We start from the raw sequence: 13,535 nt of genomic DNA, 5'->3' as shown, positions 1-13,535 counted from the left end.
TGTTAGAACAGTGCTCTTCGGATCAAATAGAAATAGTCAGTTGTTGGATTCCAATCCTATATCCAAGATAATCAATTTATTCATTCCTTCAAACCCTTTCTGACGGCTTTTTATTTCCATCATTAGCGATTATCTTGGTGCAAATTTCAACCACATGTCGAACTACACACCGGATACGGCCCGATATAACCAGATGAACTATCAGCGTTGCGGAAAAAGTGGCCTGATGCTGCCAGCAGTATCATTGGGTCTGTGGCATAACTTCGGTTCCATTGATAACTTCGAGAATGGCCGAAGCATTGTCCGTCATGCCTTTGACAATGGCATCACCCATTTTGACCTGGCTAACAATTATGGCCCTGTTCCGGGCAGTGCAGAAGAGAATTTCGGTCGTATTATAAAGAAAGATTTCACTGGTCATCTGAGAGATGAGCTGGTCATTTCCACCAAAGCAGGTTACACCATGTGGCCCGGCCCTTACGGAGATAAAGGTTCCAGGAAATATCTCATTTCCAGTTTAGACCAGAGCTTACAGCGGATGGGGTTGGATTATGCAGATATTTTCTATAGCCACCGGCCTGATCCTGAGACTCCCATTGAAGAAACGATGGGCGCGCTCCACAGCATTGTGCAGCAGGGAAAGGCCTTGTATGTCGGGTTATCCAATTACACAGCGGAGCAAACCGCAACAGCAGTAGCTGTTTTAAAGTCCCTGGGCACCCCTTGCCTGATCCATCAGCCAAAGTACAGCATGTTTGAAAGATGGGTGGAAAACGGCCTGCTGGATGTACTGGAAGCCAATGGTGTGGGATGTATTCCTTTCTCGCCGCTGGCACAGGGATTACTGACCAATAAATACCTGCATGGCATTCCGGAAGGTTCCAGGGCCAGTAAGCCTTCAGGATTCCTGAAAGAAACCGATATCACCCCTGAAAAAATCAGTAAAGTTCAGCGATTGAATGAGCTGGCAGTTAATCGTGGGCAGAGCCTGGCGCAAATGGCGCTGGCATGGATACTGAAAGATAGAAGGATCACATCCGTGCTGATAGGCGCCAGCTCTGTAAAGCAGCTGGATGATAACCTGAAAGCACTGGACAACCGCAGGTTTACGCCGGATGAGTTATCCGCTATCGAGACTATATTGGGATAAACCTCCACCAATCCATCAACCGATACCTTCGGTATCGGTTGATGGATTGGTTCTCTCTACTGCGTAGAGACGGCGGGCTACCGCCTGATAAATTACTTTCATAATTTTGTTAATCTACCCGCACAACCACCTTCCCTACTGTTCTGGAAGTTTCTACCTGGAGGTGTGCTTTCCCCATTTCATCAAAGGGAAATACGGCTGCTACGATGGGACGCAGTCTTCCGTCGCGGAGCCAGGAGGCCAGTTCCTGCATATCTTTTCCATTTGAATGCACGAGAACAAACTTCCCGTTTACCTGGAAGGGCTTTGCCATATCTGCTATCACCTCCCTGGTGGCGCCGTTGATACTGATCAGTGTACCACCTGGATTAATTATTTCGAGGGAGTCGGCCACCGCCTGTACACCCACGGCATCTAGCGTATAGTCGACACCGTTAACATGATCTTTCAGGTGCTGGGAGGTATAGTCGATATGCTGGTCTACTCCCAGCTCAAGGAGTGCGTCTTTGTTTGCCGCAGAAGAAGTACCGATTACATAGGCGCCGAGCCCTTTGGCAATCTGGACAGCAAAATGTCCAACCCCGCCGGCAGCTGCATGTATGAGTACTTTCTGGCCGGGCAGGATATTCCCGTTACCCACCATGGCCTGCCATGCCGTTAGCGCCGTTAAAGTAGCCGCCGCCGCTTCTTCATGGGTAATATTATCCGGCTTCAGTGCCAGCTGATCAGCGGGTACAGCTACATATTCCGCGTAGGCCTTACCGTGTCCGGGGAAGTTGACCATGCCAAAAACGGCATCATTTACTTTAAACAGCGGTGATTCGCTGGCTACCACCACACCGGAGATATCCCAGCCGAGAATGATGGGATCAAAATCCTTCAGGGCCTGTGAAAAACCGCTACCTGAGCGGGTTTTTACATCTACAGGATTGATACTGATCGCTTTTACCTTTACCAGTACTTCACCGGCGCTGATGTGAGGGGTCGGTATTTCTTTGATCACGAGGTTATCTACGGGGCCGAATGCTTTTAATACGATTGCTTTCATCTGGATAAATGATTTTATAAAAGCAAAATTATACAGACATCTACCCACATTACTTGTATATATTTTCTATAATTCTGTAAATTTATACCATGAAGAAAGAAAATCTGTATGAGCCATTTGAAGTAGAAATCAAAGACTTATCCGAAGGGCTGGAAACAGCGCATGGGCATAATTTCTTTGAGCTGGCTTACATTGTATCAGGTACGGGCCAACAAACAATCAACAGCCATCACTTCAATTATGCACCAGGGCATATGTTCCTGATTACACCGGAAGATATCCATTCGCTGGAGGTTCAAACACCAACGGTATTCTTTTTCCTACGCTTTACCGATATCTACATACAACAGTATTCTTTGTCACAGGAGAATATTAAGAAACTGGAATTTATTCTGCAGAATGCCAATCACCAGCCGGGCTGCATATTGAAGAACCAGACAGATAAAAGTATTGTGAAACCTATGGTAGATGCGGTTATCCGGGAATATGTCAACCGGGACATTTATAACCAGGAGCTGATAAGGCTGATGGTAAATACGCTGATTGTTATAGTAGCCAGGAATATCACGAAGTTTTTGCCACAGCAAACAGATGAACAGACGGATGCCAAGGCAATGGATATTTTACAATATATCCGCCAACATATATTTCAGCCGGAAAAGATCAGAACAGAGGTTATCAGCAAGCATTTCAGCGTATCGGAGCATTATCTTGGCCGGTATTTCAAGAAGCATACCAATGAAACCATGCAGCAATTCATTATGAATTACAAGCTGCGGATGATAGAACACCGTTTACGGTTCAGCGACATGCGTATCAGTGAAATCGTGTCGGAGCTTGGGTTTACGGACGAGAGTCATCTAAACCGTTTCTTTAAAAAGCAGAAAGGTGTGAGTCCGACGGCCTATAGAAAAAACAACCGAAGGGTACCGCTGGCATAAGGCATAGCAGTACACTTCGTATAGTCGTTAAGGTTTTCTCTTTGCCCTATCATATTGCACGGGCCATGGCATTTCGTCGTAATGGAGTTCGTGCGCGGCTCTCAGCGGGAAATAGGGATCACGGAGGAGTTCTCTGGCCATAAGCACCAGGTCGGCTCTTCCTTCCGCGATGATGGATTCCGCTTCCAGCGGGGTGGTTATCATGCCTACCGCACCGGTGGCGATACCGGCTTCTTTCCTAATCATTTCAGCGAATGGCACCTGGTACAGGGCCCCCACCTGAATTTTCTGGTGTGCTGCCAGTCCACCGGAGCTGGCATCTACCAGGTCTACTCCTTTCTCTTTCAGTATCATTGCCAGTTTCACGGTTTCTTCAGGTGTCCATCCGCCATCGGCCCAGTCTGTAGCGGAGAGGCGCATGAGCAGCGGGAATTGTTGTGGCAGTACGGCTCTCACTGCCTCTGTGATTTCGACTGCCAGTCGTATCCTGTTTTCGAAGCTGCCGCCATAATCATCGGTACGCTGGTTGCTGAGTGGGGAGAGGAAATTATGGATGAGGTAACCGTGAGCACCATGTAATTCTATTACCTCAAAGCCTGCTCTGATGGCACGTTCTGTTGCTTTCGCGAAATCCTGTATTACTTTTTTGATACCCTCTTTGGTGAGTGCTACCGGCAACGGATATACGTCGTTGAACGGGATGGCGCTGGGTGCGTATACCGTCCATCCGCCCTCACTCTCGGGTACGGCCTTGTGTCCTTCCCAGGGGCGGTAGGTACTGGCTTTCCGGCCGGCATGTGCCAGCTGGATACCGGGAACGGCGCCTTGTGATTTAATGAACTGTGTAATACGCAGGAGCATGGGAAGATGTTCTTCTTTCCAGATGCCGAGGTCCTGCGGGGAAATACGGCCTTCCGGGGAAACGGCGGTAGCCTCTGTAAGGACCAGTCCTGCGCCGCCAACTGCCCTGCTGCCTAAATGTACCAGGTGCCAGTCGTTGGCAAAACCATCTTCTGAGGAATATTCGCACATGGGCGACACCACAATTCTGTTCTTCAGCGTTATTGCCCTCAGTTGAAGGGGTTCAAATAAATGTGCCATATAGCAGTTGGATTTCCGTACTGAAAGGTAAGAAAAGATCGTCAATACCTGCCTCGTGCGCGGGTATCGTTCTATTACAAAATTGTTATTTCATTTGTTGATCATCTCCCGAAACTTCATCTTATCGAGCAGGAATTTTAACTTTTTACCATTATAAAAAATATTTTCTTCGCCGGGTATCAAACCCATTTTTTCAAGTGAACAATACCATGCAATCCTGGACCCTTCCCCGGAAGATCCTCTTCCGGTTTATTTCGCTCTATTTCACGCTGTATATTTTATCATTTCCTGCCGGCATGATGTCACTTCCCGGCTTTGCGGAGTTATTGAAGCTTCTGGCGAGCGTTACGGGCAAAGTTATGTTTGGCGCGGGCTATACGAATAATATTCATCCTACCGGCAGTGGCGATACACAATATGCCTATGTTTGTATTGTCACTATTCTCGCACTGGCATTTGCAGGAACGATCGCCTGGAGTTTGCTTGATCGCAGGAGAATATCTTACTTAAAACTTCAGTATTGGTTCAGGGCAACTATCCGTTACTGGCTGGCCATTGAGCTGATCAGTTACGGTATGTACAAGGTAATACAGATACAGTTCCTGCCTCCTACCCTTTACGACCTTGATCAGCCGTTGGGCAACTCCACACCGATGGGGCTGGCATGGAAGTTCTTTGGGCATTCCGCAACCTATAATCTGTTTATGGGACTGGCCGAGGTGATACCGGGCATTCTGCTGTTATTCCGTCGTACAACCTTAGCGGGTGCGTTGCTGGCAATAGGTGTGATGACCAATGTTTTTGTGCTGAACCTTACTTATGACATCCCGGTAAAACAGTTTTCCGGCCATTTGTTACTGACTGCAATAGTGATAGCTGCTCCTGAACTCAGGCGGCTAGGACAATTCCTTTCCGGCAGCCATATCGTACAACCTTCCACCTTATACAAGCCGGTATTTTCAAAACGCTGGCAAAGATACCTGGTGATAGGTATCAAGGTGATTTTTTTGTTCATGGTACTGGACACCTATATGATAGAAAGGTATATCGTAGGAAAAAAGAGCCAGGCACATTATGCTGAGAAGCAGACACTATACGGCATCTACGAGGTAAAGCAAATTAAGGCACCGGTGGACTATAATAACCTGAACGGCTGGCAGAAAATCTACTTTGACCAAAGAAACATGTGCGTGATTGTACATAACGACAATACCCTCTCGTTCGGTACTTTTAAAGTAGATACAACAAAGAAGAAAGTTTCTTTTACCGGCCGGAATATACTTCAACAGGAATTCAGCTATACATCAATGACCGACGGCCAATTGCAACTCACTGCTACTATAAACAATTCGCCTGACAGCATTCTGCTTCAGGCAAAGGATATACCTGATTTCAGGTTGAAGCACACTAAATTTAATTGGGTCACAGAATATCCCAACAACCTTTAATAAAACGGGCTGACCTCTGCAAAAGGCCAGCCCGTTTAGTTTTGATATATCGGCTTGCGTTATAACAAGCTGTTGCTATTTCGAGAAGTAGGCTGCCACCTGGTTCCAGTCGGCATCCGTTACGGAATTGCGACGTACATTGGCGATCAGCTTGCCGTTCATTTTCAGCTGAATGATATCCGCTTGCTGTACCGCTTCGTACTGACTTTTCTCCAGCAACAGATCATGTCTTTTAAAAAGAAAAGATTTGTTGATGAATGAGAGGTCCAGTTTATCTTCAGGAGTGACGTTTAAAAGCATCAGTTCATTCCTGTTCAGATAAAACATACCGCATATTCCTGCGGTCATTACAAAGCAGTTGAGTGTCAGAACATCCTCCACACTCATTTTCAGGAATAAGAAAGATAATGTAGAGATTAAAATACCGGGTACGATCAGGTACCATTGCAGCTTCATCAGGTATTTAGGCTTAATTTTTACAACCATTACAGCACTTTTAGGTTAAATGATACATTACTACAGTCCCTAAGTTAATATTTTTAAATTATATAAAAAATGTCCAATTGGTTCATTATCAGCTCGGGATATTATAACCAGCTGAAAATAAATTGGGCTGACCCCTGCAAAAGGCCAGCCCATTCATTTCCGTATATTGATTTCCGTTAGTATCCGTGATTCTGATCCAGGGTACTTTTCCCGTCTTTAATACTCAGATCTATCTGTCGCTGTGGAATAGGAAAGTATTCATTCTTTTTAGGCGTAAATCTTGCGCCTGCGATATCAGAAGTGATAGTAGCTTCATAGGTAAAATAAGCATTGAGCGTCGTTTCCGCCTCTCCCCATCTTACCAGATCAAAAAACCGATGACCTTCCATGGCCAGTTCCAGCTTACGTTCGAAGTGAATGGCCTTTAGCGCCCAATCCTTACCACTACCGCCAAACGTACCTACAGGATAAGTTCCTATGACGTAATTGGCGGCAGGATCATCGGTATTGCCTTCCAGTGGATTATCATCATCGATATAGGTATGTACCCATCCGGAAGGGTCCATGGCGCGGGCTCTTACGCGGTTTACATAAGCTTCTGCCTTAGAGAGATCACCTACCTGTGCCTGACATTCTGCCGCCATCAGCAACACATCTGAGAAGCGTATCAGTACATAGTTGATGGCATTACCAGGCGCCCAGCCGTTAGGATCATAGAACTGGCTTTGTGTGGCCTGCATGTAAACATTTTTCTTAGGAGAATAAGGACCAGCGGATGTTTGTGTACGGATCCAGTCGCGGCCGGGATGCAGTCCCCAGTCGAGGTAAGGAAGGCCGCGGCGGCCTACGGTCCAATCGAGGCGTGGGTCCAGGTTTCCTCCATCCGGAACGAAGTTATCAGCAGAGGCAATGCCCATATCATTTTTCACCGGATGCTGGTTATAACTATCCAGATAAGGGAGGCCGTTGTCGTCGGTACGGAAGGAATTTACCAGGTCCTGCGAAGGCTGGTAGAAGCCACAGCAGCTGAAAGGGCCGCCATACGGATAATTGAGCATTTCGCCCTGGTTGGCATTGGCAGTGCCACCGGAGCCATCATTCGCACTGTATTGAATAGAAAAAACATCCTCTTCGTTATTTTCCGTAGCGCCGTCGTAGTTATCATGAAAATGCTTAACCAGGTTGAATTTTACTCCTTTGGTAGTTACCCCGTTATTGATTACATTTTCGAAGATGGGCATTGCATCCGTATATTTTGCCTGATAGAGATAAGTTTTGGCGAGATAGGCCGCGGCCGCCCATTTATTGGCCCTACCTACCTCCGACTGGCGTTCGTTGAGGTTTTGCATGGCATACTGAAAATCAGCTTCAATCTTAGGCCATATACTTTCTTTGTTTGGCAGCTTGTACTGATCTACGTTCAGGTTAGCGAAATCGGTATTGGTTTCATCCATCCAGGGCACTTTATCGAACATCTTTTTAAGATCAGAATAAAAATGACCGCGCAGGAAACGTGCTTCCGCAGCCACTTCCGTCTTTTCTGCATCTGTCATATCCGTTACTTTAGTGAGCAGGTGCAGTACAAAATTACATCTGCGGATACCTTCATAGTTGACCCGCCATTTATCGTTGAAGAAACCATTGCTGGCATTGGTACCGAAAGTAGCCACCGTAAGTATCGTTGAGGCATCGTCAGGACTACTTCCTTTATGCGCATCACCGCCGCATACGGAGCCATACACCCAGTTATCGGGCGACACCACATAACCGCTGCCACCGGAGAGGTTTACCATATCACCATTTACAAAGTCCTGGCCGTCTATGGCGCCGTAGGCGCCTACGAGGAGGATGTTTACCCCCTTTTTATTTGTCAGCTGTGATTCGTCGAGCGCAGCCTGTGGCTTGCGTTCCAGGAAGTCTTTACTACAGGCACTCAACAAAAGAAGTATACCTGCTGCCCATCCAAAAATTTTATGAGAATATGTGTTCATATATTTCTTTTTTGCATCAGGAGATCAGAAACCGAGATTAATACCAATCAGATACTGGCGCTGGTTGGGGTAGCCACCTTCGTCTACACCGAAGTCAGTAACGCCGGAGCCATTGATTTCAGGATCGAGACCGGAGTATTTTGTGATGGTGAACAGGTTGGCACCCTGTACGTATACACGCAATTTATTGATATGGTACCTGGTCAGCCATGCGGAAGGCAGTGTATATCCCAGCTGAATATTTTTACAGCGCAGGTAGCTGCCGTTTTCCACCATATAGGAGTTAGGGACGCCGCTGGTGCTGGCATAGGCGTTGATCTCCTGGATAGGTGCTTTTGCATTCTGGTGGTCAGGGCGCCAGGAGTCGTAGAGCGCCGTTTTGCTTTTTGCGCCTTCGAAGGTGCTGTAGAAATCTCTCCACCAGCGTACATTATTCCATATCTGGTTGCCATGGGTACCGAAGAGGAACATGCTAAAGTCGAAACCTTTATAGCTAAGGCCGATATTCAGGCCGTAGGAGAAATCAGGATTTGGATTTCCCAGGAAGGTACGGTCATCCGCGTCAATCTTTCCGTCGTTATTAACATCCGCATAACGGAATCTTCCTATGCCTTCATCTGTCTGATAGGTAGCGTGCGGATCGCTGGTAGCTTTTTGCGCGATAGCATCGGCAGCGTCTATGTCTGCCTGGGAGTTCCAGAATCCGATCACTTTATAGCCGAAGAAAGAAGAAACCGGGTGTCCTACGGCATTACGGATAATATTGCTACCATCGAATCTCCTGGAATCTGTATCAAAGTAATCTACCCCGTCAGCAATTTTCAGGATTTTATTTTTGTAGGTAGTCAGTGTACCCGTAACCGTTAGTTTGAGACCTTTGGCGATTTCGCTACGCCATCCGATGGAGAAATCGAAGCCGGTATTTTTCATACTGGCGATATTCACGAACGGAGAGGCAGCGGTACCTGCGAGGCCAGGTAGTTCAGGGTTATAGAGCAGGTCACGTATATTTTTCTGGTAGTAATCGGCAGAGAAATCGAGGCGGCCATGGAGGAAAGTAGCATCCAGTCCGAAGTTGGCATTGCCGTCACTTTCCCATCTGGCGGCGGGGTTACCAATCTGGAAGCCCGCGAAGCCAGGTGTCAGGCTTTTATTCGTTCCACTGAGATCGTAGTAACTGGAATTGCGGTTACCGGCATACAAAGAGAAGCCATTGTTGATACCCAGGTTGAGCTGGTTGCCCATGATACCCCATCCACCGCGGAGTTTGAGATCAGATATCCAGGTAAGGTGCTGCATGAATGCTTCCTGGGAGATGCGCCAGCCGGCGGAAACAGCGGGGAACCATCCGAAGTGGTTACCGCCGATAAAGCGGGAGGAGCCATCGCGGCGTATGGTGGCGCTGATGAGGTATTTATCACGGAAAGCGTAATCCACGCGGCCTATCAGCGACGACAGTGCGTCAATAGAGCGGTTGCTGTAGTTGGTTTGCGTACCAGTACCGGTAGAGAGATCCGGGAAGTTGGGATCAAAAGTAAAGTAATCCAGCGTAGTACCACCTACAGAACGGCTGTTATGTTCATATGCTTCAGTGCCCAGCATCACTTTCAGGTCATGTACCTTATTGAGCGTCTGGTGATAGGTAAGGGTATTGGTCCATGTCCAGTCGTAGCCATTGTCTGCACTTTCCGAGTAGGAGTTCACCGAAGCATTTTCTCTGTTTTCATATTGCGGGTAGGTGAATGAATGCCGCCATGCGGAATATACTTCACCACCGAAGCTGGTACGGAAGATGATATATTTCAGGAAGTCAATTTCAGCGAATACATTTCCCAGGAGGCGGCTGCTGAGACCTTTATTATTGCGGGTGCGGTATTGAATGGCAACGGGGTTGAAAGCATCACCGAGGTCGTCGGGTTTGGATCCGGCGAAATTCCCTGTGATATCATATACCGGGATGATGGTTTGTTCCCTGATGGCGTGGCCGATGACCGCATCACTGGAAAGCTCGTCTACAGCGGGATTATCGGTAATGGAATAGGCCAGGTTCTCTCCCACCCTGATATGATCAGAGATATTATACTGCGTATTGGAGCGGATTGTATACCTTTTCAGGTAGGTATTCATGAGGGTTCCCTGCTGGTTGAAGTAGTTGAGCGAGAACAGGTAATTGCCTCTGTCGCCGCCGCCGCTGACAGCGATATTCTGGCTGGTGATGGGTGCGGGGCGGAACAGTTCATGGTACCAGTCAGTACCCGCTTTATTAGCCCTGACGATCTGGTAGAAATTATTCATTTCGTTGGGGTCCGTATAGTCCGGGTTGACGAAATACAGTTTAGGGTCTACCGAAGGGTCCCCTTCTTTCGCCCCTTCGGGGAGAATATAGTCAGGTATCACTGGTTTGGCGCCGGTACCATAGAGCGCATCGCCTGGGTCCTGGCCGGAGTTCTTATAGGCCATCCAGCGGAGGTCAGCGCGTTCCTGCGGGTTGAGCGTATTCCAGACGTTGCCGCTTTTAGGGATCTGGCGGCCGTAATAGCCGTCGTAGCTGACATTAATCTTACCGGTACCGCGGCGGGTGGTGATGATGATCACACCGTTGGAAGCCCTGGCACCGTAGATAGAAGCAGCACCGGCATCTTTCAGTACCTGGAGCGAAGCTACATCGTTGGGGTTGATGTCCGCGATGCTGGTAGTAGGCACACCATCTACCACGTATAGCGGGCTGTTGTTGCCGAAGGTATTGACACCGCGGATACGTACCTGCGGCGCTTCCCCAGGCTGGCCGGAGCCGATTACCGTTACCCCGGAGGCTTGTCCCTGCAGTTGTTCCGTAATTTGTGCGGTAGGTTGTTTTTGCAGGTTATCGATATTGACAACCGCTACGGACCCGGTAAGGTCTTTTTTCCGTTGCGTGGTATATCCCGTGACAACAATTTCATTGAGGGCGCTGGCGCCTTCTTTCAGGGTCACATTAACCGTTGTTCTGCCGTCGATGGATACACGAAGTGTTTCGAAGCCGAGGGAAGAAAATTCCAGTGCTTCCGCCGCATCGCCGGGGGTGATGAGATTGAAGGACCCGGACTCGTTGGTAACCACCCCTTTATTGGTGCCGGCGAGTTTCACCGTTATGCCTGGGATAGGATTTCCTTTTACATCCTTCACAGTACCCTTAACAGCATGTTGCTGTTGCTGGAAGTCGTGTGTGCCGGTATTTGCGGGCTTTTCCGTGATAATGTAAAAATGTTCCCTGGGCTTTTCGAAGTGCAGGTTAAATGGCGCGAGTGCTTTGAGCAGTGCCTCTTCCGCAGAGCGGCATTCAGTAACCTGTACGGGGGTCTTTTTACTTTTTATCAGGTTGCTTTTATAGGCGATAGACACCTGAAAATGTTGTTCTATCAGTTGCAGAACGGTTTTCAATTCTGCTTCCTGCGGCCTGTTGGCATCGGGAGCCGTTGCTACGGGGAGGGCTGCATTGTTAACAGCCAGGTCCTGGGCAGTCAGGGTTTGGGACAGGAATAACAGGGCTAATAGCGGCATTAGCATTACACGTAAACCTTTTTTCATTGATGCAGGTTTTAACGATTAATAATAGCGAAAAGCATTTTGGTTGTTATCTCTTTTGAATCCAGATATCGTTGCCTTTTTGGTTGAATTGAATCCTGAAAACGTTGGCCAGCTGTAACATCATGGTATCAACATTATAGACTACGGGCATGGAGCCAGATACTTTATATTTCAGCAGTGCTGTATCTTTTACGATGAGGTTACATCCGAAGGTCTGCCGCATGAAGGTGGCAGCATCTTCGAGGGTATAATCTTCCATGATGAGTTTACCATTATGCCAGGCGGTAAACTTTGCGGGGTCTGTTTTACTTTTGGCATAGTCGCCCGCCGACTTACTAAACCTTACCATTTCTCCCGGTACGAGGGCCATGGTTGCGGCCTTTCCGGGTATTGCCTCATTGATATGCAGGCGTATGCCGCCCTGTTCCAGTACTACAATTACATCAGGCCCTTTGCTGTTGACATTGAACCGGGTGCCGGTAACTTCCACTTTAATATTTTCGTATGTATGTACTATAAACTGTTCATTATTGCTTTTATGTTTTACGTGGAAGTATGCTTCACCGTCGAGCCATACTTCTCTGCCGCTGCCGGGGGTAGTGGCGTAGAGTAGCCGTGAATCGGCGTTGAGCACTACTTCCGAGCTATCAGGCAGCAGCCAGGTTTTTTTTTCGCCTGGCAGGGTTCGTGCGGACAGTATCACCGGTTTTGCCGCAGGTTTGAGGAGCAAAAATGCAGCAGTAATCAGTATCCCGGTTAATACAGCCGCGGCGTATGTCCAGGGGAGGTATTTCCTGTTTCCGGGGGTGTCCGGGATTTCGTCCATTTTGTGCCAGACAGCGTCCAGGAGAAGTTCCTTGTCTTGTACAGACATGGAATATTCCTTGAAGCGGATGGTACCGACCAGTTGCCTGGCGGCAGCTATCACGGGTTCTTTTTCCGGGTATTGCAGGAGCCAGTTTTCCCAAAAAACGTTGTGGCGTTCCGGTTGCAGTATCCAATCCTGAAAGTCCTGATCCAGTGCTAATTGACTGGCATTATAATTATGGTAGTCCGGTGTAGCCAACAGGAGTATTTTTTAATAAAGAGCACGAGAGGGGTTAGATCTCATCAGTTTTTTCAAAAATTTTTTATTTATGTAGAAAAAAGAGGACAACCGGGAGGGTAACTGTTTTTTTGAGGATGGTGATTGCTTTGGAGATGGTGTTATATACGGAATCTACCTGCATATCCATCATTTCGGCCACTTCCTTGTAGCTGAGGCTTTGGTAGAAGCGCAGGTAAATAGCTTCCCGCTGGCGGCGGGTGAGGGTGTTGAGGGCCTGTTGGAGTAGTTTTTGTTGTTCAGCAATTGTTTCCTGGCGGATCAGGGTCGTTTCCTGGGGTTGTGTAAGTTCAAATTCGAAGTCGAGGAGTTCTTCTCTTTTGCGGTCGTTTTTGAGGGACCTGAGGAGACGTCTGCGGAGGCTGGAGATGAGGTAATATTTTATGTTGATGATATTTTCGGAGAGATGAGATCTGCTGGACCACAGGTCCTGGAAGAGGTCCTGGAGGCAGTCTCTGACTCTTTCATTATCCTGGCAGAAGTGCATTCCATAATGATAGAGATCATCAATATAGGTATCGTATATGGATGAGAAGGCGTGTCTGTCGCCCTGGCGGAATTTATTCCAGAGGGTATTATGTGAAGCCACGACATGCATGTCGGGCCTGATGGCGTTCGCTTCTTTCATACTGATTTTGGTTGTTGAGTGGCTGATATAAAGCTTGTCAAATAATCTGATAGTTGCAAATTTTTTGCGG

At 47.7% G+C, this 13,535-nt stretch carries 10 protein-coding genes; 3 read left to right on the top strand and 7 right to left on the bottom strand.

Annotated elements, in window-relative coordinates; translation table 11 throughout:
• Positions 1-154 precede the first annotated feature (154 nt).
• Positions 155-1,150: an L-glyceraldehyde 3-phosphate reductase gene (gene mgrA, locus F3J22_RS13915; RefSeq protein WP_167018115.1), complete on the top strand. Its 996-nt coding sequence runs from the start codon at positions 155-157 to the stop codon at positions 1,148-1,150.
• Between the two features lie 109 nt (positions 1,151-1,259).
• Here the strand turns inward: mgrA and F3J22_RS13910 are convergent, their stop codons facing one another.
• Entirely contained in the window at positions 1,260-2,198 is a 939-nt protein-coding gene (locus F3J22_RS13910) for an NADP-dependent oxidoreductase (protein ID WP_167018113.1), read from the bottom strand.
• Positions 2,199-2,287: 89 nt separating this feature from the next.
• Here F3J22_RS13910 and F3J22_RS13905 point away from each other — a divergent pair, with 89 nt between their 5' ends.
• Positions 2,288-3,139, top strand: a complete 852-nt coding sequence (locus F3J22_RS13905) for an AraC family transcriptional regulator (protein WP_167018111.1) — start codon at positions 2,288-2,290, stop codon at positions 3,137-3,139.
• Between the two features lie 27 nt (positions 3,140-3,166).
• On the opposite strand, the gene F3J22_RS13900 is transcribed toward F3J22_RS13905, so the two are convergent.
• Positions 3,167-4,240 (bottom strand): NADH:flavin oxidoreductase/NADH oxidase, encoded by a 1,074-nt coding sequence (locus tag F3J22_RS13900; RefSeq protein WP_167018109.1) that lies wholly within the window; start codon positions 4,238-4,240, stop codon positions 3,167-3,169.
• 197 nt (positions 4,241-4,437) lie between these two features.
• On the opposite strand from F3J22_RS13900, the gene F3J22_RS13895 reads away from it, so the two are divergent.
• Positions 4,438-5,688: a hypothetical protein gene (locus tag F3J22_RS13895; protein ID WP_167018107.1), complete on the top strand. Its 1,251-nt coding sequence runs from the start codon at positions 4,438-4,440 to the stop codon at positions 5,686-5,688.
• Positions 5,689-5,763: 75 nt separating this feature from the next.
• Here F3J22_RS13895 and F3J22_RS13890 read toward each other — a convergent pair whose 3' ends face one another.
• The 5 genes from F3J22_RS13890 to F3J22_RS13870 all read right to left on the bottom strand — a co-directional run bounded on the left by F3J22_RS13890 (position 5,764) and on the right by F3J22_RS13870 (position 13,465).
• Entirely contained in the window at positions 5,764-6,174 is a 411-nt protein-coding gene (locus tag F3J22_RS13890) for a hypothetical protein (RefSeq protein ID WP_167018106.1), read from the bottom strand.
• A gap of 176 nt (positions 6,175-6,350) precedes the next feature.
• Entirely contained in the window at positions 6,351-8,165 is a 1,815-nt protein-coding gene (locus tag F3J22_RS13885; protein WP_167018105.1) for a RagB/SusD family nutrient uptake outer membrane protein, read from the bottom strand.
• Between the two features lie 24 nt (positions 8,166-8,189).
• Positions 8,190-11,732: a TonB-dependent receptor gene (locus F3J22_RS13880; protein WP_167018104.1), complete on the bottom strand. Its 3,543-nt coding sequence runs from the start codon at positions 11,730-11,732 to the stop codon at positions 8,190-8,192.
• A gap of 46 nt (positions 11,733-11,778) precedes the next feature.
• Complete coding sequence (locus tag F3J22_RS13875) at positions 11,779-12,798, bottom strand: FecR family protein (RefSeq protein WP_167018103.1); 1,020 nt, start codon at positions 12,796-12,798, stop codon at positions 11,779-11,781.
• 64 nt (positions 12,799-12,862) lie between these two features.
• Positions 12,863-13,465, bottom strand: coding sequence for an RNA polymerase sigma factor (locus F3J22_RS13870; protein ID WP_167018102.1), 603 nt, complete (start codon positions 13,463-13,465; stop codon positions 12,863-12,865).
• Positions 13,466-13,535: the final 70 nt, after the last annotated feature.

The sequence above is a fragment of the Chitinophaga sp. Cy-1792 genome (genome assembly GCF_011752935.1).
Classification (GTDB): Bacteria; Bacteroidota; Bacteroidia; order Chitinophagales; family Chitinophagaceae; genus Chitinophaga.
This window is presented reverse-complemented; position numbering and strand designations above follow the sequence as displayed.

Excerpts from the sequence above, each read along its gene's own strand:
- F3J22_RS13890 (WP_167018106.1), bottom strand. The coding sequence starts at position 6,174 with ATGGTTGTAAAAATTAAGCCTAAATACCTGATGAAGCTGCAATGGTAC.
- mgrA (WP_167018115.1), top strand. The coding sequence starts at position 155 with ATGTCGAACTACACACCGGATACGGCCCGATATAACCAGATGAACTAT.
- F3J22_RS13880 (WP_167018104.1), bottom strand. The coding sequence starts at position 11,732 with ATGAAAAAAGGTTTACGTGTAATGCTAATGCCGCTATTAGCCCTGTTA.
- F3J22_RS13905 (WP_167018111.1), top strand. The coding sequence starts at position 2,288 with ATGAAGAAAGAAAATCTGTATGAGCCATTTGAAGTAGAAATCAAAGAC.
- F3J22_RS13885 (WP_167018105.1), bottom strand. The coding sequence starts at position 8,165 with ATGAACACATATTCTCATAAAATTTTTGGATGGGCAGCAGGTATACTT.
- F3J22_RS13910 (WP_167018113.1), bottom strand. The coding sequence starts at position 2,198 with ATGAAAGCAATCGTATTAAAAGCATTCGGCCCCGTAGATAACCTCGTG.
- F3J22_RS13870 (WP_167018102.1), bottom strand. The coding sequence starts at position 13,465 with ATGAAAGAAGCGAACGCCATCAGGCCCGACATGCATGTCGTGGCTTCA.
- F3J22_RS13900 (WP_167018109.1), bottom strand. The coding sequence starts at position 4,240 with ATGGCACATTTATTTGAACCCCTTCAACTGAGGGCAATAACGCTGAAG.